This window comes from Methylobacterium aquaticum (assembly GCF_001043915.1).
GTDB lineage: Bacteria > Pseudomonadota > Alphaproteobacteria > Rhizobiales > Beijerinckiaceae > Methylobacterium > Methylobacterium aquaticum.
In genome coordinates this window covers 1-18384 of record NZ_LABX01000076.1, presented here as the reverse complement: position 1 = coordinate 18384, position 18384 = coordinate 1, and the positions used below count along the sequence as shown (strand labels likewise).

Sequence of the window (18384 nt, the reverse complement as noted above, 5' to 3'; positions counted from 1 at the left end):
CGCCGGCCTCGCCCTGTTCCCGACCTTCCTGATCGTGGCGCTCTCGATGGCGGCACACTCGATCGCGAGCTGCACCCTCACGCCGGCCATCGCGGCGATCAGCCTCGGGCTCGTGGGCCATGCAGGCTTGGGCGAACGGCTCGGGCGCAATGCCCGCTTCTCCTCGATCGGCAACGCGCTGGCCGCCGCCGGCATGGGCGCCTGCGGCTATTATCTGTCGAGCGAGGCGGTGTTCTACGTCACGGCGGCCCTGGCCGTGCCGACGATCGCCGCGCTGTGGTTCGTGCGCGCGAGCGAGATCGACCTCGTTCGGCCACAGGCCCCCGAGGGCGGCCCGGCGCCCGGCGGCTGGGAAAGCCTGAGGCTCGTCGTGACCAACCGGGCGCTCCTGTGCTTTTCCGCCTGCATCACCCTGTTCTTCGTCGCCAACGCGGCGATGCTGCCCCTCGTCGGCAGCGTGCTCACGGTGCGAACGAGCCACACCGCCACCATCCTGATCGCCGCCTGCATCATGGCGCCGCAACTGGTGATGGCGCTGATCGCCCCGGCGGTGGGACGGGCCGCCCAGGCCTATGGACGGCGCCCGCTCCTCGTCCTGGGCTTTGCCGCCCTGCCGATCCGCGGCCTGCTCTTTGCCTATACGGACGCGCCCGAATTGCTGGTGGCGGTGCAGGTCTTCGACGGCATCTCGGCCGCGGTGCTCGGCGTGATGGTGCCGCTGGTCGTGGCCGACTGCACCCGCGGCACCGGCCGGTTCAACATGGCGCTTGGCGCCGTCGGCACCGCGATAGGTCTGGGCGCTGCGGCCAGCACCACCCTGTCGGGCTACATGGCGGACCATTTCGGCTCGCATGCCGCCTTCCTGGGCCTCTCGGCCGTGGCCTTGGTCGCGTTCATCCTCCTGGTGGCGATCATGCCGGAGACCAGGCGGCCCAAGGAGCCCTGAGCGGCGGAGCCGCAAGACGGACGGACGGGCGGTGTGCACCGCAGCGCCGCTCAACTCCCGTTCAGAAACCATGGATTACAAGGCGCGCAGCACTTTTCGCCTGCAACACATGGCGACGCTTGCGCGTTGCGAGACGCGGGTGGGGTCTGCGGAAGAGTGCGGAGAAGCTGCGGCGGGGTTCTTGCATTCCGTCCCTCTCCCGACCGTGGGCCGCACGCGTGCGAAGAACCGGGATCGATCGCCACGATGGATGACCTCTGCGCGTACGCCAACCGGCCCTGGGCCTTCGTGGCCCGCTACCTGCGCCGCCGCATCGTGCCTCACGCGGCCATCATGGTCGCGGTCCTGGGAGCCGTGGCCTGCTCGGTGAGCACCCAGTACGGCCTGAAGGGCGTCGTCGACGCCCTCGGCAAGGGACCCGAGTCCAATCACCTGATCTGGCCGGCACTCACCGTGCTGATCTGCTTCATCGCCGCCGACAACATGCTGTGGCGGGTCGCGAGCCTGATCGCCAGCTTCACCTTCGTGAAGGTCACCGGCGATATCCGGCGCGACCTGTTCCAGCACCTCACCGGACATTCCCCCTCCTATTTCGCCGACCGGCAGCCCGGCACCCTGGCGAGCCGCATCACGGCGACCTCGAACGCGATCTTCACCGCCGAGAACATGTTCGTCTGGAACGTGATGCCGCCCTGCGCGGCGGCGTTCGGCGCCATCCTGTATGTCGGCAGCGTCAGCGTGCCGATGGCGCTCGGCCTCGTCGTCATCTGCGGTGGCGTGGTGGTGCTGATGTTCCGCATCGCCGCCGCCGGCAAGCCGCTGCACCACGATTTCGCCGAGAAGGCGGCGGCCGTTGACGGCGAGATGGTCGATCTCGTGAGCAACATGCCGCTCGTGCGGGCATTCTCGGCCTACAAGCGCGAATTCGCCCGCTTCGACCAGACCATTGGCACCGAGATGAAGGCGCGCAGCCGCTCGCTGCTCTATCTGGAGCGCCTGCGCATCATGCACGCCCTGATCACCGTCGCGGCGGTGCTCGGCTTGCTCTACTGGGCGATCCAGATGTGGCAGCAAGGCGCCGCGACCGCCGGTCAGGTCGTGCTGGTCTGCACCCTCGGCATCACCATTCTGGCGGCGACCCGCGACCTGGCCGTGGCTCTCGTCGACGTCACCCAGCACACCGCCCGCCTGTCGGAAGCCCTGCGCACGCTGCTCCAGCCGCACGACCTGCGTGACCACCCCGAGGCGAAGCCGCTCGTCGGCGACGGCGCCCGCATCACCTTCGAGAGCGTGGGCTTCAACTACCCGGACGGCCGCGAAGTGTTCGGCGAGTTCAACCTCGATATCCAGCCCGGGCAGCGCGTCGGCCTCGTCGGCCGCTCGGGCGGCGGCAAGTCGACCCTGTTCACCCTGCTTCAGCGCTTCTACGATCCTCAGCAGGGACGCATCCTGATCGACGGCCAGGATATCGGCCGGGTCACGCAGGAATCGCTGCGCGAGGCGATCACCGTGGTGCCGCAGGACATCTCGCTGTTCCACCGCTCCTTGCGTGAGAACATCCGCTACGGCCGGCCGGAGGCGACGGACGAGGAGGTGTGGGCCGCGGCGGAAGCCGCCCGCTGCACCGACTTCATCAACGACCTGCCGGGCGGCTTCGACACCATCGTGGGCGACCGCGGCGTGAAGCTGTCGGGCGGCCAGCGCCAGCGCATCGCAGTGGCCCGTGCGATCCTGAAGAACTCGCCGATCCTGCTCCTCGACGAGGCGACCTCGGCGCTGGACACCGAGTCGGAGGAGGCGATCCGCGAGGCTTTGGGCAACCTGATGAAGGGCCGTACCGTGATCGCGATCGCGCACCGGCTCTCGACCCTGAAGGATTTCGACCGGATCGTCGTGCTCGATGGCGGCAAGGTGATCCAGGACGGCTCCCCGGACCGGCTGGTGCATCTCGACGGGTTCTATCGCGACCTGATCCAGCGCGAGACGATCAAGCTGTCGCGCGAGGCGGCGTAACCAGGACCGATCCGCCTCCGGTTGCGCAGGGGGCCGGATCGGCATGGCGGCAGGGCAGGCCCATGCATGGCCTGCCCCGTTTTGGCCGCCCCCACCCTTGTTGCATGCCCACCCTTGGCATGCGGGCTTATCCGACCAGGGCGCGCCCTGCCACAGCCGGGCTTTCAGCCCGTAGCGGCGGCCCTGGCAGCCTGCGCCGCCCGGATCTTCTTGCTCAGCCAATACGAATAGCCGACGTTGGTATTCTCGACCAAGGTTGCGACGCTGGTCATGTAGGTCGTCATCAGGTCGCCGCATTGGCCGATCAGATTGAAATCCTGCTCGACGACTTTCGACAGCGTGTTGGCCTTCCGCAGCGACACCGTTCCTTCGTAGACCCGCATCAGGCCGGCGCGCCAGTCCTGGTCGATCTGCCAGAGCTGCTTCATGAAGGCGCCCTGCATCGCGTAGAGTTCGCCGATCGTGGTCGAATCGGGGCTCTGCGACAGGAGCTGCGCGGTTCCGACCGCGTTGGCGGCGCTGCGCGTCGCGATCTCCTGGACGAGCACCGTGCGGCGCAGGGGCGCGCCAACCGGCGCCGCGGCGACCGCCTGCGCCGGGACCTGCTCGGTCGCGGTGAGGGCCGTGCGCAGGAAGCTGGCGAACGGCACGGGAAGGGCGGGGCCGGCGGCGGCAGTCTGCGGTATCATCACGAAGTCCTCATCCCACGGATGTCTCAGCCAGAGGCTTGGCGAAACGTCTTGGCGAAACGTCGAGACCGGAACCAAAGGTCGTATTCTTTCGACCATTGGTATGATCCTGCTGTCGGACGTCATCGTCCGAGAACCGGTCGTCAGGCGCCGAGGCGCTCCAGCATGGCGTTGATCGCCGTGATCTGGACCGCGTTCTTCGAGTAATAATCGGGGTTGCGTGGGTTGGGCGAGCTGTAGCCCCACCAGTCCCAGCACCCGTCGGGATTCTGGAGGTCGCCGCCATCGCTGCCCTCGACCTGCGGGTAGAGGACGATGATGTCGTTGCTCTCGGCAATGTGGTTGTAGCCAGTCGTGGTGATGTAGCGGTTACCGTAGGGCGGCTGGTTTGCGATGTCGGGCAGGCCGCGAACATAGTTGACGTAATTATAGCCCTGCTTGCAGCCGTGCAGCGCGACGTGCACCCGTGCCTGCGCCCGCCCGGCCAGCACCGTGGCGGGCACGTAGGCGTAACCGAAATCGCTCATGCTCGCGCGCTTGTTGTCGCCGAAGAACTCCCGCTGGTCGAAGCGGATCAGGCGACCCATCAGGTGCTCGGCCGGTTCGTTCAAGGCGCCGTAGATCTGTCGGAGGATCGCATGCGACTGCATGAAGTTGCCGTTGTTGATGTAGGGCGGCCGGTTCGCCGCCAGCGGCGAGTCTTCGAGGTTGTCGGTGATGATCGAATGACCCGCATCGACGACGTCGTTGTAGAGGATGTTGGCGGAGTCGACGCCGAGCTGCAGGTAGAATTCGCGCGTGCGGCTCACCACGTCCGGATAGACGACGCAATCGGAGCGGCCGGTGAAGATGTACAGCCGATCATCCGCCAGGTTGGCGATCGGATCGATCAGGCCCATCCCGGCCGCATCCCGGGCGAGGGCCGCGAGGTCTCCGGCATCCGGCGCCATCTGCGGGATGAGCGGGTTCATCCCGATGGCCAAGGCGCCCAGCTCGAAGGCATCGGCGGCCAGGAACGCCGCACCGCGGAACGATTCGGCACAGCGGAACGGCCCGCCCGCGATGATGCCCGCCCCCACGAACTTGCTCGAATGGGCCAGGTGCATCTGCACGGTCATGAACGCACCGGAAGATAAGCCGGAAATCGAACTCTCGCCGCGCCGGATGTCATATCCCGACAGTCGCTCGGCCATCTGGCTCTGGTCGCCCATGTGTTGATCTCCCAACACGTCCTGCGGATCCGGCATGTCTTTCCGTCTCGGACGATGCTTTCATCCGAGATGAGGCCCGACCAGAGCACGGCCGACATTCTCTCGCAAGTGCGAAAAATGCGAAATTGTTTTTGCGCTGCCGCAAAACCGTTATCGATCGACCGCGGCGCAGGAGGCGGCATAGGGCCTGTGCCATTGCCGTGCCGCGGGCGTGCTCGCGGGGGGACACCGTCCTCATGCCCGCCCGGGCTCTCTCCCCTGCCCTGGTCTTGCGGAGACACGCGTTCGTGAAGCCGGGCCGATTTTCGCCATGGTTCAGGCTTAGCTCTGCTCTCCAACCTCTCGCGGGGACCCGGTAACCGTTTGTTGACGGTTCTCGGCAACCCTGCGTTCACCATGTCGGCCACAGGGCCGGAGCGAGGATGAGGGATCGTGCGAGCGCTCAAGCGTGACGGCCGCGGGGCGGTCGAACCGGTCCAAGGATCCCCCGTCGTCCCTTCCCGCTCGTGCCGTCGCGTCGCGATGGCCCTGATCGCCTGCGCGACGGCCGTCCTCGGCTCGACCAGCGGCACCCAGGATGCCGTCGCCAACGGCGACACCCGCACGATCTCGATCTTCCACGAGCACACCAAGGAAAGCGCGTCGATCACGTTCAAGCGTGACGGGCGCTACGACCGGGCCGCCCTGGAGCAGCTGAATTGGCTGCTGCGCGACTGGCGCCTCGACGAGCCGACCAAGATGGACCCGCGCCTGTTCGACGTGGTGTGGGAAGCCCACCGCGCCGTCGGGTCGCAGGACGCGATCCACGTCGTCTCGGCCTATCGCTCGCCCCAGACCAACGCCGCCTTGCGCCGGCGCTCCCGCGCGGTGGCCGAGCACAGCCAGCACATGCTCGGCAAGGCGATGGACTTCTATCTCGCCGACGTCTCGATCGACCAGATCCGGGCGATCGGCATGCGGATGCAGCGCGGCGGCGTCGGCTGGTATCCGCAGGCCAACAGCCCCTTCGTCCATCTCGACGTCGGCTCGGTGCGCTCCTGGCCGCGGATGAGCCACGACCAGCTCGCCCGCCTCTTCCCCGACGGCCGCACCGTCCACCTGCCGTCGGATGGCCGACCGATGCCGGGCTACGAGAGCGCCAAGGCCGAGATCCTGGCCCGCGGCGGCAGTGTGATGGGCGTGAACCAGGCGATCGCGGCGGCGGACGAGGAGGACGGCCCGAACGTCATCGGCCAGTTCTTCGCCATGCTGTTCGGCGGATCGAAGCCCGCGGCCCCGCCGCCGGCCCCGGTGGTCCTGTCCGGACGCGCGGGCCGCGTCCGCCCGGTGGCGCTGGCGAGCGCCCAGCCGGAGGATGCCGGCACGCGCAACGCGCTCGCCTACGCGGCCCCGGCGGCGCCCGCCGCCCTGCTGCCGCAAGCCGCCGCACCCCGGCAGGCCGCCGTCGCTGAGCCGGCACCGGCGCCCGCGGAGCCCGCCCCCGCCCCGGCCGCGCTGGAGCCGGCGGTCCGCACCGCCGAGCCGGCGCCCGAGAGTCCGGCCACGGCGCAGCCCGAGACCCCGCTGCTCAAGACCACGCCGCTGAAGGCGCCCCCGCTGCCGCCGCGGCGGCCCTCGGAATTCGTCGCCCTGGCGGAGGCCCTGGTCGCCGCGCCGCCGCCGCTCACCGTGCCGCTCCCGCCTGCCCGTCCGGCCTCGATCCAGATCGCCTCGGCCGGGTCCGATCCGGCGGCCCTCGGCGCCATCCTCCCACCCCGCCCGCGGGCGACGCCCGTGGTGCCCGCGCCGGCTCCCACCGATCCGAAGGCCCAGCTCAGCGCCCTGTTCAGCGCTGCGGCGGCCGCTCCGGCGGCCGAGGCCGCGGCGATCCGCATCGTCCAGAAACCCAAGACCGGCACGCCGCCCGCCGGCCTCGTCGCCGCGCCGGCCAGTGCGGTCGCGACCCGGTTCCAGTCCAGCGCCTCCGAGGACGCACCCGGTGCCGGGCGCTTCAGCGGCTCGGCGGTCGGACGGCGCTGAGCGCAGCCGATGAACTGGGTCGCAGCCAATTGGGTCGAGGCGATCGGCTATGTGGGGACGGCGCTCACCATCGCGTCGACCGCGATGAGCACCATGATCCCGCTGCGGGTGGTGTCGCTCCTCGCCAGCGTGGCGGTGATCACCTACGGGATCCTCACCGGCAGCATGCCGGTGGTGCTGACCGAGGCGATCCAGATCCCGTTCAACGCCTGGCGGCTCTACCAGATGATCCGGCTGGTGCGCGATGTCGAGCGGGCGGCGGAGGGCGACCTCTCCCTCGAGTGGCTCCGGCCCTTCGGCGAATCCCGGCGCATCGCCGCCGGCACCGTGCTGTTCCGCAAGGGCGATCCCGCCGACGAGATGTTCCTGATCGAGAGCGGCCGCTTCCGCATTGACGAGCTGGACATCGACATCCGGCCCGGCGCCATCGTGGGCGAACTCGGCATGCTCTCGCCCGGCAACCTGCGCACCGGCACCCTGACCTGCACCGAGCCCGGCATCGTGCTCGGGGTGGCCTATTCCGACGTGAAGCAGCTCTATTACCAGAACCCGGAATTCGGCTTCTCCTTCCTGAAGCTGACGAGCGAGCGCCTGTTCCAGGCGGCGCACGGGGCCCCGGCCCGGGTGCCGGCCGGCTCGGACGTGATCTGATACCAACGGTCGACAGAAAACGGCCTTTGGTGCCGGTCTCGAATTTTTGCCAAGCCTCTGGCTTGAGATCAAAAATTCGAGATGGATCAACAGCCCGATGCGTCAGCATCCTGGGCCGTTGGTACGAGGCCGCCTCACCCCTCGATGATCGACCGGATCTTGGTCGCCAGGCCCTCGACCGGGAACGGCTTGGTGATCATCTGCATGCCGGGGCCGAGATGCCCGTTGCCGAAGGCGGCGTTCTCGGCATAGCCGGTCATGAACAGCACCTTCAGGCTCGGGCGCACCTCAAGGGCCTGGTCGGCGAGCTGGCGCCCGTTGAGGCCCGGCAGGCCGACATCGGTGATGAGAAGGTCGATATGGGCGGGCGATTGCAGCCAGCGCAGGCCCGACGGACCGTCGCCGGCCTCCAGGGTGCGGTAGCCCAGCTCGTGCAGCACCTCGATCACCAGGGCCCGCACGGTCGGGTCGTCTTCCACCACCAGCACGGTCTCGCCCCGCTCGGCCCGCGGCGCCTCGCCCCGCGCCTCGGCGGAAGCCTCCGCCTCGCCGTGATAGCGCGGCAGGTAGAGCTTGACCGTCGTGCCCTGCCCGGTCTCCGAATAGATCTTGACGTTGCCCTCCGATTGCTTGGCGAAGCCGTAGATCATCGAGAGGCCGAGGCCGGTGCCCTGGCCGAGCGGCTTCGTGGTGAAGAACGGGTCGAAGGCGCGGGCGATCACGTCCGGCGGCATGCCGGTGCCGGTATCGGTCACGCTGATGCAGACATATTGCCCCGCCCGCACGCCGATGTCCCGGGCGGCATAGGCGTCGTCGAGATGGGCGTTGGCGGTCTCGATGGTGAGGCGCCCGCCCTCCGGCATCGCGTCGCGGGCATTGATCGCCAGGTTGAGGATCGCGTTCTCGAGCTGGTTGGGGTCGCAGAGCGTCAGCCACAGGCCGCCGGCCACCACCACTTCCAGCTGCACCCGCTCGCCGAGAGTCCGGCGCATCAGCTCGTCCATCGAGGTCACCAGCCGGTTGGCATCGACGGGGCGCGATTCGAGCGGCTGGCGGCGCGAGAAGGCCAAGAGGCGGTGCGTCAGCGCCGCGGCGCGCTGGGCCGAGGCCATGGCGAGGCCGGCATAGCGGGTCAGGTTCTCGGTGCGGCCCTCGTTGATGCGGGTCTGCATCAGATCGAGGGAACCGACGATGCCGGTGAGCAGGTTGTTGAAGTCGTGGGCGATGCCGCCGGTGAGTTGCCCCACCGCCTCCATCTTCTGCGACTGGCGCAGCTGCTCCTCGGCGCGCTCGCGCTCGGCCACCGCCTCCCGCACCCGGGCTTCCAGGGTGTCGTTGAGTTCGCGGAGTGCCCCCTCGGCCCGCTTCGATTCGGTGATGTCGTAGACCACCCCGACATGGCGCAGGCCCGACGTCTCGGTGTCGCGGATCGCCTCGCCACGGCGGGCGAGCCAGCGCACCTCGCCGGTCTCGGCGAGCCGCACCCGGGTCTCGACCGGCGGCAACTCGCCCTCCTGGCGCTGGTCGGGCGCCAGCAGCGGCGGATCGCCCTCGACCACGAGCGCATTGACGGCGCTCGCCGCCACGGTGCGGGCCGGCACCAGGCCGAGCAGGCTGCAAAATTGCGGCGAGGCCGTCACCGTGGCGAAGCCCGGCACGTGCTCGAAGGCGCCGACCCGGCCCGCCGACTGGGCAATGCGCAGGCGCTCCTCGACCTTCTTCTGCTCCGTCACCTCGACCAGCACGCCGGTGAAGCGCGCGGGCCGCTCGTCGGGGCCGAAATGGCAGCGGCCGCGGGCATGGACCCAGCGCACCGAACCGTCCGGCGCGAGCAGGCGGTACTCCTTGTCGAACACCTCGGCCCCGCCGAGGATGCCGCTCACCGCGAGCCTCACCCGCAGCCGGTCGAGGGGGTGGATGCCCGAGAAGAAGGCGCCGACCGGCAGCGGGCCGGGGCTCAGCGGCACCGTGCCGGGGCGCGGCGCCGGGCTGAGCCCGGTCAGCGCCGCGAAGCGCCCGTCGACATGCAGGCGCTTGCCCGGAATGTCCCAGTCCCAGGTCCCTGCGATGCCGGCCGAGGCGAGGGTGAAGGAGAGCTGGCGCTGTGCCTCGGCCAAGCGCCGCTCGATGTCGGCGAGCCGCATGCGCCCGGCCTCCGCCTCGTGGACGTGGGACATGTCCACCTGCGAGGCGAAGAAGTTGACGAGGCGGCCCGCCTCGTCGTGGATCGGGCAGATCAGCAACTGGTTCCAGAACCGGCTGCCATCGCGGCGGTAGTTCAGGATCGTGACCCGGACCACGCGCTCCTCGCGCAGCCCCTCGCGGATCGCCGCCATCGCGCCCGGATCGGTCTCCGGGCCCTGAAGGAAGCGGCAATTGCGCCCGAGCACCTCGCCGGATTCGTAGCCGGTGAGGGTCAGGAAGGCCGGGTTGGCGAAGACCACCGGGTTGTCGGGCAGGCGGGGGTCGCTGACGAGCATCGGCTGGCGCGAATGCTCCAGCGCAGGAAGGAACGGCCCGGCGCGGGTCCGCGCCGCCGCGATGGCCGCGTCGAGCGCCGCGGCCGCGCCGGAACGGTCGGAGGCGCTCACGCCGGGATCCCGTCGTGAAGGCGGGCCATCGCAGGTCCCATCACGCATCCAGATCGCCGAGGGCGCGGGCGATGAACTCGTCCACCAGAAGCCTCAGGTTCTCGAGCGACGGCAGGTCCATCAGCATCGCCAGGTAGCCGCGGATGTCGCGCTCGCTGACCGAGAAGTCGATGTAGAGGAACAGCACCAGGGCGTCCGCGCCCGCGGCCCCGCCGGCATGCATTCCGAAGATCTGCGGGCCGTCCCCGCGCGCGATGCCGGGCAGGGACATGGTCAGCGTGCGCTGGAGCATGTTCGCCATGGTGGCGAGGCAGCCGTTGAGGATGATGTTGCCGGTCTCGGCCAGCGCCTCGTCCTCCAGGTCGGCGACCTCCTCGAGCGAGAGTTCCTCGCCGGCGACGGCCCGGACCAGCTCGCGGCCGTTCTCCTGCGGGAAGATCAGCAGCGCGCGGCCCGCGAAGGCGCCGGCGAAATCCTGGTGGACCACCACGAGCGGCGCCGCCTCGCGCTCGCCGATGAGCCGCGCGGCGGCGTCGCGCGAGACGATCTCCACGGAGGGCACCGAGAGCAGCACCTGGGTGCCGATCATCTGGCGCAGGCTCGCGGCGGCGCGGCTGACCCCGATATTCACCAGTTCGGTGAAGGCGTCCAGCTGCAACTCGGTCAGGCCGATCGCCGTCCCGTCGCCCGCGCCGCCATCCGTCATGCCACCGCCGGTCATGACGGGCCGCTCCGGCGCAGGCGCAGGGCGGCGCCCGAGAGGAAGCCCGCCAGCGCGTCGCCGGTGAGGGGCTTGGCCAGGAAGGCCGCCTCGAGGTCCCGGGCGCGGGCGATCACCTCGTCCTGGATATTGGCCGAGATCACGGCGATCGGCATGCCCGGCCGCTCCGCGCGCAGCTCCGCCGCGAGGGCGAGGCCATCCTTGCCCGGCATGTTGAAATCGAGCAGCGCCACGTCGACCCGCCCGCCCGCCATCACGCTCAGCGCCTCCTCGGCATGGGCCGCCTCCCGCACCGCCCAGTCCGGCCTGGCCTGGCGCAGCAGCCGCACGGCGACGGCCCGCGCGAGCTTGCTGTCGTCGACCACCAGCACGGTGATCGGCGTGGGAGCGGTTGGGGGCTGCGAGGTCGGGGGCTGCGACATGGGCAGGATCTAGGCTGTTTCGGGCAAAAGGGAAACGGCTCCCGCGGGGGCTCCCGGGGTGGTGACGGGCAGACGGGCGCGCCGCCCTGCCATAGCCGAAAACTGGTATCGGAGCGCAGGGTTTTTTCCATGGCTCGGGGCGCCCGCCGCTGCCCCTTGCCGCCACCATCGTCGAGCGCTGGACGGTGCCTCGAGACGATGAGCACTTCACTCGGCAGTCGGCGAGATGCGCGCGGCCCATCCCGCATGTCGCGATCGAGACAAGAGGCGACCCGGTCAATCGCGGCTTTTCAGTCGATTCAAGATCTCCCTCATCGTATTGGCCCAAACGACCGGGATGGTCAGCGCACTCAACACGAAGAGTGACATCACGACGAACATGATCGGACCAAAGGCGACGGCGGACCAGCCCGCATGCGTGGAACCGAATGCCCACCGCAGCAGCAGGACGACGCAACACCACGCCGCCGCCCCTCCCGCGAAGCGGACCGACCGGTCGACGAACCAGCGCGTCCGCTCGATCCGCGTGCCGATCGTCAATCTCGCGACAAACAAGATAGCGATCAACAATGCGAATACTAAGAAAATCATGGCGAACGTCCGAGTGCGACGGTCGTCGTTTCGATTGGAAGCAAGATCGGGTCAAGTGCCGTCACCGCGTGCTCAAACCACTCGCCGCGCGAGGCGCGGCCGTCTGCTGATCGGAGGCAGAGCCAGCGCCGCCTCCGCCGCTCGGTTCATGCGACTCGAAACCTGTGGTGAAACCGAGGTTAAACGCCGTTCACCAAGTGACGGCTGAGCGTGGTGTGCCGCTCCGCCAGCCGCGCCGTATCGAGCGTGAGCAGCCGGCCGTCCTGCACCACGATCCGTCCGTTGATCACGCTCAGCGCCACGCTCGGCGGCGCACAGAACACCAGCGCCGCGACCGGATCGTGCCGCGCGCCCGCCAGGCCGAGCCCCCGCAGGTCGAAGGCGACGCAATCGGCGGCCATGCCGGGGGCGAGCGCCCCGATATCGTCGCGCCCGAGCACCTTGGCCCCGCCCAGGGTGGCGATCTCCAGGGCCTGCCGGGCGGTCATCGCGGCGGGCCCGTATCCGACGCGGGCGAGGAGCAGGGCCTGGCGCGCCTCGCCAAGCAGGTGGCCGCCATCGTTCGAGGCCGACCCGTCGACGCCGAGGCCGACCGTCACGCCTTCGCAGCGCATCCGCGGCACCGGGGCGATGCCGGAGGCGAGCCGCATGTTCGAGCATGGGCAATGCGCCACCCCGGTGCCGGTGCGGGCAAACAGCCGGATCCCGTCCTCGTCGAGCTTGACGCAGTGCGCGTGCCAGACGTCCGGACCGACCCAGCCGAGATCCGCCGCGTATTCCGCCGGCGACATGCCGAAGCGCTCGCGGCTATAGGTGACGTCGTCCTGGTTCTCGGCGAGATGGGTGTGCAGCGAGACGCCATAGGACCGTGCCAGAGCCGCCGCATCCCGCATCAGCCCCGGGCTAACCGAGAAGGGCGAGCACGGTGCCACCACGATCCGCCGCATCGCGTAAGGCGCTGGGTCGTGCCAGGTCTCGATCAGGCGGCGCGCATCGGCAAGGATCGCGGCCTCGTCCTCCACCAGCGCGTCGGGCGGCAGGCCGCCGGCGCTCTCGCCGACGCTCATCGCCCCGCGGGCGGCGTGGAAGCGCAGGCCGATCGCGTCTGCGGCCTCGATGCTGTCGTCGAGGCGGCAGCCATTGGGATAGAGGTAGAGGTGATCGCTCGAGGTGGTGCAGCCCGACAGGATCAGTTCGGCCATCGCGGTCTGCGTCGACACCCGCACCATCTCGGGCGTGAGCCGGGCCCATATCGGATAGAGCGCCTTCAGCCAGCCGAACAGATCGGCGTCCTGGGCCGCCGGCACGGCGCGGGTGAGCGACTGGTACATGTGGTGATGGGTGTTGACGAGGCCGGGCAGCAGCACGTGGCCGGCGAGATCGATCACCGTATCGGCGGTCTGAGGCGCCGCCTCCGGCCCGCCGACCGCGACGATGCGGTTGTCCTCGACCAGCAGGAAGCCACCGTCGATCTCGCGCCGCGTCGCATCCATGGTGACGAGGCGGTCGGCGTTGCGCAGGAGAAGCGTGGCCATGCGGGGGGCTCCGGCGGAAGTGAGAGGCGTCTCACAGCCTTCCGGTCGCGCCGACGCGGCGATGGGGACCGAGGACGGCGACGGTGAGACGCATGAGAGACGGTGAGCCGGCATGCTGGGCGCCCGGCCCGCCTCAGGTCAAGCGCCGCTTGACCGAGCGGCAGCCCTCGGGCACGCGGGGGAGGCCGAGACCGGAGATGCCGCCATGTCGAGCCACCCTGCATCGAGCCCCGAGACGCCGCGCCTGACCACCCACGTGCTCGACACCGCCCATGGCCGGCCGGCCGCCGGGGTCGCGGTGCAGCTCTGGCGCCTGGCCGATGGGACGCGGGAGGAGATTGCCCGCATCCTCACCAACGCCGATGGGCGCTGCGATGCGCCGCTGCTCGCCGGTGCGGCGCTGCGGCCGGGCCTCTACGAGCTGGTCTTCGCGGTCGGCGCCTATTTCGCGGGGCTGGGGGATGACGGCGCCGGCGACTTCCTCGACGAGGTGCCGATCCGGTTCGTGGTGCAGCCCGGCCTGAGCCATTACCACGTGCCACTGCTGATCGCGCCCTATTCCTACAGCACCTATCGCGGCAGCTGACGGCGCATGGCGCCCGACATCCGTCAGGTTCAGGCGCCGCGCTTCTGCCAGCCGCGCCGGCGCTCGGCTAGGCCGTGCTCGCGGTAATGGAGCAAGGGGTTCACGCCCGCCCGCTGCACGTCCGGATTGGCCGAGAGGTAGCCGCTCGTGCTGAACTCGGCGGAGGGATCCCGCCCCTCGCGCCAGCCGAAACGAAGGTAATGTTCGAGGGGATCGCAGCCTTCGGCCGCAACGTCCGGATTCTTGCCGAGATAGTAAACCGGATCGAATCCGCCGACGAGGGCCGGCAGGTGAGGCTTGCGGCTCCACGGAGTGATGCGCCACAACATCGGACGTCTCGATGCTCCCTTGGGCGAGGCCGAGCGGCGCCGGTATTCCACGACCTGACGTTCCCTCGCTCGCCCAACGTCAGGAAAGCTCAATCCGGGGTTCGGCGCAAGTGGACCATAGCCGACCCATTCACAGCTTCCGCGCCCCCCGTGCCGGCCTTCGGCGGCATGACGGGCCCGCGTGGCAGGCGGGCATGGTACAGGCGGGCATGGCACGTCGGCGCAGCCGTTTGGTCCGCATCGCCGATCGACCGGCCGAAAGCGGACCACTCCGGCGCGCCCTCGGCGCCGGACTGTGCGCGGGTGACAGGAATTGATAATGGGGTTCGTCGTTCTCGCCCCCCGATACCTCAATTGCGTTGCCATCGGCATGGAATGCCCCGATCAGGGGACTGGTCCTAGCGGGACAAACAGGGCAGGGAGAGCTGACAATCGGCCGGAAGGATTGCCCATGCCACGATATTTCTTCAACACTCACATCGGTGAGGACGTCATCACCGATCTGAACGGCGAAGATCTGCGTGATCCCGATCACGCCTGGGAGACCTCGCGCGCGATCATCCGCGCGATGATGGAGGACCCGAAGAACCAGGACCGGCTGCTCGCCGCGAGCCTGGTGGTGACCGACGAGGCCGGCGAGGTGGTGCTGGAATTCCCCTTCGCCGAGGCCCTGATGGAGAATGCGCCCGAGGAGCCGGGGCACGACACGCCGACCGCCCATTGAGGCTGTCGCGACGCTGTATCGCCCCCTCTTCGCGGTCTGGAATGGCCGCGCGCCCATGACAATCGTCCGCCGCGCCCTACATGCCAGGAGGGCGCCGGGGGCGGGTCGCACTCGGCGGCCCGTTCGGCCCGGCGCCCCTCGAGGCCGCGGCTCATCCGCGCCTCGCACGAGGGATGACGCTATGGCGACCCAAGACAGCACTGCGCGCGGACAGGCCGAGACCCGCGCGGCGCGGGCCCAGATGCAAGCCGAGATGGCGGCGCAGGCTTGGGCCGACCTTGCCAGCGCAGAGCGTAACCGGGACGACAACACCGCCCGCCTCAAGGCCCTGCGCCTCGCCCGCGAGGCAGAGGCGGTGGCCGTCGCCAAGGCCGCCCCGAAGGCGCGGGCGAAGAAGCGCTGAGGTTTCCCGGAGTGGTGCGAGCGGCCAGTCCCGGCAGGCGTGGCCGTCGGATCTGGGCTTTCGCGAACGGATGGCAGAGCGGGTCTTTCTTTTCCTGCCCGCGCCGGACTGCCTGGGACGGCTGTCCTCGGACGATGTGACCCGTCCCGACCTGTGTCAGCGCGATCCCGGGTGTGCCCGGGACCGCTGCAAGGGATCGGAGAGGGACCGACGATCACGCGCGTGGCGGCTGGTGTCGGGTGCGCGCCGTCAGGATGGGCTCGACCGGGCAGCGAGCATGAGGTGCGCGCCGATCGCGCACCGCACCGTGAGGCGGATCGACGTCGCGAGCCCGGAGCGGCTCAGTATGTTGCCCGCCCGCCCGACACGTCGAACACCGCACCGGTCGAGAACGAGGCTTCCTCGCTCGCCAGGAAGCAGATCAGCGAGGTCACCTCGTCGATCGCGCCAAAGCGGCCGATCGGGATCTTCGACAGCATGAAGTCGATATGCTGTTGCGTCATCTGGTCGAAGATCGCCGTGCGAACCGCCGCCGGGGTGATGCAGTTCACCCGGATCTCCGACTTCGCCAGTTCCTTGCCGAGCGACTTCGTCAGCCCGATCACCCCGGCCTTGGAGGCCGAATAGGCCGAGGCGTTGGGGTTGCCCTCCTTGCCGGCGATCGACGCGACGTTGACGATGCGGCCGTAGCCACCCGCCTCCATCGCCGGCACCGCGGCGCGGTTGCAGTAGAACAGGCCATTGAGGTTGACGTCGATCACCCGCTGCCACGCCTCGACGGGATAGTCGCGAAGCGTCGTGTTCGGACCGGTGATACCGGCGCTGCACACAAGCACGTCGAGGCGACCATCGAGGGCCGCCACGGTCTCGCGCATCGACGCCTCGACCGCGGCGGCATCCGCGATGTCGAGGGCGCGTGTGTCGGTGGCGCCGGTCTCGGCCTTGGCCTTCTCCAGCGCCTCCGCGTTCAGGTCCCAGATGGCGACGGAAGCGCCCTCGGCCTTCAGGCGGGCGGCGACCGCCAGCCCGATGCCGGAGGCGCCGCCGGTGACGAGGGCCGTGCGGCCCTCGAAGCGGTGAGGAAAAGTCATCGGCGTCAGTCCCGGCGCTGCCAGGCGGTCACATCCTGGCGCTGCTCGCCGAGCTTCTCGATGCCGAGCGTCATCACGTCCCCGGCCTTCAGGAAGACCGGCTCGGGCTTCATGCCCATGCCGACGCCGGGCGGCGTGCCGGTGGTGATGATGTCGCCGGGCATCAGGGTCATGAAGCGGCTGACGTAAGCGACGATCTGCGCGCAGGTGAAGATCATCGTCCGGGTATTGCCGGTCTGCATGCGGCGGCCATTGAGGTCGAGCCACATGTCGAGGCTCTGCGGATCACCGACCTCGTCGGCGGTGACGAGCCAGGGGCCGACCGGCCCGAACGTGTCGCAGCCCTTGCCCTTGTCCCAGGTGCCGCCGCGCTCGATCTGGTATTCGCGCTCCGAGACGTCGTTGATCAGGCAATAGCCGGCCACGTAATCGAGCGCCTGCGCCTCCTCGACGTAAGACGCGCGCGTCCCGATCACGATGCCCAGCTCGACCTCCCAGTCGCTCTTCACCGAGTCCTTCGGCAGCATCACCGGGTCGTTCGGGCCGGACAGCGAGGTGACCGCCTTCATGAAGACGATCGGCTCCTTGGGCACCGGCAGGTTCGACTCGGCGGCATGGTCGGCGAAGTTGAGCCCGATGGCGATGAACTTGCCGACATTCGCCACCGGCGTGCCGAGGCGGGCTGAGCCCTCGACCACCGGCAGGCTGGCGACATCGATCGCCGCGAGGCGGGACAAAGCCTCGCGCCCGAGCGCGGCGGGGCCGAGATCGGTCAGATGGCCGGAAAGGTCGCGGATGCGGCCCTCGGCATCGAGCAGGCCGGGCTTCTCCTGGCCCACCGGGCCGTAGCGCAACAGCTTCATCGGGTCGAACCTCCTTGGGAATCCGGGCACGCCGCACGGCGCGCGGGTCTTCGGGCGCGGGGCAGGGCGGGACGGAGGCCGTCGGCGGTTTCCTCCGGCACGGCCCTCGCGCCGCACCAATCGATCCCATATAGTGGGATCTTGTTCTTGTATGTGGGACGATACGCCCGTGCCATCGAAGCCGTCAACCGGGGAGACAGGGGCCGCCCCCGGGAGCCAGACGCTGCTGCGCGGCCTCGCCATCCTGGAGGCGGTGGCGGGTGGCGCCCGTGACCTTCCGGCCTTGTCGGCGGCGCTCGGGACCACGCGGAGCACCACCCACCGCCTCGCCGCGGCCCTCGTCGAGCGGCGCTACCTCACCTTCGCGCCGCGGGAAGGCTACGGGCTCGGGCCGAAGCTCCTCGAACTGGGCTTTCGTGCCCAGCAGGCGGCGCCGGTGACCCGGGTGGCGCGGCCACACCTCGAGCGCCTGTCGGCGGAATGCGGCGACACGATCCATCTCGGCGTCCTGGAGGGCGACTGGGCGCTCTACCTCGACAAGCTGCCGGGGCGGCGGCGTATCGAGATCAGCTCGCGGGTCGGCGAGCGTCAGCCGGTCTGGTCGACGGGCCTCGGCAAGGCCCTGATCCTCGATCTCGACGAGACGCGCTGGCGGCACTTCTACCGCCTGGGCGAGGCGCGGGGCGGCCACAGCCCGGACCTCGCGACCTGGCTCGACCGGATGCGGACCTACGCGGCACGCGGCATCGCCTATGACCGCGAGGAGAATGAGCCCGAGGTGCGCTGCGTCGCCGGCCCGATCCGGGACGCCGGCGGGGCGATCGTCGCGGCCTTCAGCGTGACGAGCACCGTGCAGTACATGGACGAGGCCCGGATGGAGGCGCTGGCCGGGACGGTGCGCGCGGTCGCGGGTGCGATCAGCCGGGATCTGGGCTGGGCGGGGTAGCGCCGGGCGGGACAGGCTCGCCCTGGCCGGAGCGCGCCCGCCCGGCGCTAACC

At 69.7% G+C, this 18384-nt stretch carries 17 protein-coding genes and 2 pseudogenes; 8 read left to right on the top strand and 11 right to left on the bottom strand.

Annotation, left to right across the window (positions count from 1 at the left end; genetic code table 11):
- Together VP06_RS10745 and VP06_RS10740 are read left to right on the top strand one after the other, a co-directional pair.
- On the top strand, nucleotides 1-946 hold a 946-nt coding region (locus VP06_RS10745; RefSeq protein WP_048463766.1), incomplete at its 5' end, for an MFS transporter.
- 246 nt (nucleotides 947-1192) lie between these two features.
- Nucleotides 1193-2959, top strand: coding sequence for an ABC transporter ATP-binding protein (locus VP06_RS10740; protein ID WP_048463765.1), 1767 nt, complete (start codon nucleotides 1193-1195; stop codon nucleotides 2957-2959).
- 164 nt (nucleotides 2960-3123) lie between these two features.
- Here VP06_RS10740 and VP06_RS10735 read toward each other — a convergent pair whose 3' ends face one another.
- Together VP06_RS10735 and VP06_RS10730 are read right to left on the bottom strand one after the other, a co-directional pair.
- Nucleotides 3124-3651, bottom strand: a complete 528-nt coding sequence (locus VP06_RS10735; RefSeq protein ID WP_156295543.1) for a hypothetical protein — start codon at nucleotides 3649-3651, stop codon at nucleotides 3124-3126.
- 140 nt (nucleotides 3652-3791) lie between these two features.
- Complete coding sequence (locus tag VP06_RS10730; protein ID WP_048463764.1) at nucleotides 3792-4859, bottom strand: extracellular catalytic domain type 2 short-chain-length polyhydroxyalkanoate depolymerase; 1068 nt, start codon at nucleotides 4857-4859, stop codon at nucleotides 3792-3794.
- 522 nt (nucleotides 4860-5381) lie between these two features.
- Between VP06_RS10730 and VP06_RS10725 the strand changes: the two genes are divergently transcribed.
- Both VP06_RS10725 and VP06_RS10720 read left to right on the top strand, forming a co-directional pair.
- Complete coding sequence (locus VP06_RS10725; protein WP_048463763.1) at nucleotides 5382-6878, top strand: peptidoglycan L,D-endopeptidase MepK; 1497 nt, start codon at nucleotides 5382-5384, stop codon at nucleotides 6876-6878.
- Nucleotides 6879-6887: 9 nt separating this feature from the next.
- Nucleotides 6888-7529: a Crp/Fnr family transcriptional regulator gene (locus VP06_RS10720; protein WP_048463762.1), complete on the top strand. Its 642-nt coding sequence runs from the start codon at nucleotides 6888-6890 to the stop codon at nucleotides 7527-7529.
- A gap of 134 nt (nucleotides 7530-7663) precedes the next feature.
- On the opposite strand, the pseudogene VP06_RS38975 reads toward VP06_RS10720, so the two are convergent.
- The 6 genes and pseudogenes from VP06_RS38975 to VP06_RS10695 all read right to left on the bottom strand — a co-directional run.
- Nucleotides 7664-9175: pseudogene (locus VP06_RS38975) on the bottom strand (ATP-binding protein); the annotation flags it as partial.
- Between the two features lie 108 nt (nucleotides 9176-9283).
- A pseudogene (locus tag VP06_RS38970) lies at nucleotides 9284-10168 on the bottom strand (PAS domain-containing protein); the annotation flags it as partial.
- Entirely contained in the window at nucleotides 10161-10841 is a 681-nt protein-coding gene (locus tag VP06_RS10710; protein ID WP_245291139.1) for a chemotaxis protein CheX, read from the bottom strand. The gene VP06_RS10710 and the pseudogene VP06_RS38970, both read right to left, overlap by 8 nt.
- The gene (locus VP06_RS10705; RefSeq protein WP_048463760.1) at nucleotides 10838-11263 is read right to left on the bottom strand and encodes a response regulator transcription factor; all 426 of its coding nucleotides are present in this window, start codon (nucleotides 11261-11263) and stop codon (nucleotides 10838-10840) included. Before VP06_RS10705 ends, VP06_RS10710 begins: the two co-directional genes overlap by 4 nt.
- A 276-nt stretch (nucleotides 11264-11539) precedes the next feature.
- Nucleotides 11540-11854 (bottom strand): hypothetical protein, encoded by a 315-nt coding sequence (locus tag VP06_RS10700; protein WP_048463759.1) that lies wholly within the window; start codon nucleotides 11852-11854, stop codon nucleotides 11540-11542.
- A gap of 179 nt (nucleotides 11855-12033) precedes the next feature.
- Nucleotides 12034-13389, bottom strand: a complete 1356-nt coding sequence (locus VP06_RS10695) for an 8-oxoguanine deaminase (RefSeq protein ID WP_048463758.1) — start codon at nucleotides 13387-13389, stop codon at nucleotides 12034-12036.
- A 205-nt stretch (nucleotides 13390-13594) separates the two neighbouring features.
- Between VP06_RS10695 and uraH the strand changes: the two genes are divergently transcribed.
- Entirely contained in the window at nucleotides 13595-13975 is a 381-nt protein-coding gene (gene uraH / locus VP06_RS10690) for a hydroxyisourate hydrolase (RefSeq protein ID WP_048463757.1), read from the top strand.
- A gap of 29 nt (nucleotides 13976-14004) precedes the next feature.
- Here the strand turns inward: uraH and VP06_RS10685 are convergent, their stop codons facing one another.
- On the bottom strand, nucleotides 14005-14304 hold the full coding sequence (locus tag VP06_RS10685; protein WP_048463756.1) for a hypothetical protein: 300 nt from the start codon (nucleotides 14302-14304) through the stop codon (nucleotides 14005-14007).
- A gap of 451 nt (nucleotides 14305-14755) precedes the next feature.
- On the opposite strand from VP06_RS10685, the gene VP06_RS10680 reads away from it, so the two are divergent.
- Complete coding sequence (locus VP06_RS10680; protein ID WP_048463755.1) at nucleotides 14756-15028, top strand: DUF6894 family protein; 273 nt, start codon at nucleotides 14756-14758, stop codon at nucleotides 15026-15028.
- Nucleotides 15029-15209: 181 nt separating this feature from the next.
- Complete coding sequence (locus tag VP06_RS10675; RefSeq protein WP_048463754.1) at nucleotides 15210-15431, top strand: hypothetical protein; 222 nt, start codon at nucleotides 15210-15212, stop codon at nucleotides 15429-15431.
- Nucleotides 15432-15772: 341 nt separating this feature from the next.
- Here VP06_RS10675 and VP06_RS10670 read toward each other — a convergent pair whose 3' ends face one another.
- On the bottom strand, nucleotides 15773-16522 hold the full coding sequence (locus VP06_RS10670; RefSeq protein WP_048463753.1) for an SDR family NAD(P)-dependent oxidoreductase: 750 nt from the start codon (nucleotides 16520-16522) through the stop codon (nucleotides 15773-15775).
- A gap of 5 nt (nucleotides 16523-16527) precedes the next feature.
- Nucleotides 16528-17385: a 2,4-didehydro-3-deoxy-L-rhamnonate hydrolase gene (locus VP06_RS10665; RefSeq protein ID WP_048463752.1), complete on the bottom strand. Its 858-nt coding sequence runs from the start codon at nucleotides 17383-17385 to the stop codon at nucleotides 16528-16530.
- 169 nt (nucleotides 17386-17554) lie between these two features.
- On the opposite strand from VP06_RS10665, the gene VP06_RS10660 reads away from it, so the two are divergent.
- On the top strand, nucleotides 17555-18331 hold the full coding sequence (locus VP06_RS10660) for an IclR family transcriptional regulator (RefSeq protein ID WP_245291138.1): 777 nt from the start codon (nucleotides 17555-17557) through the stop codon (nucleotides 18329-18331).
- Nucleotides 18332-18384 lie beyond the last annotated feature (53 nt).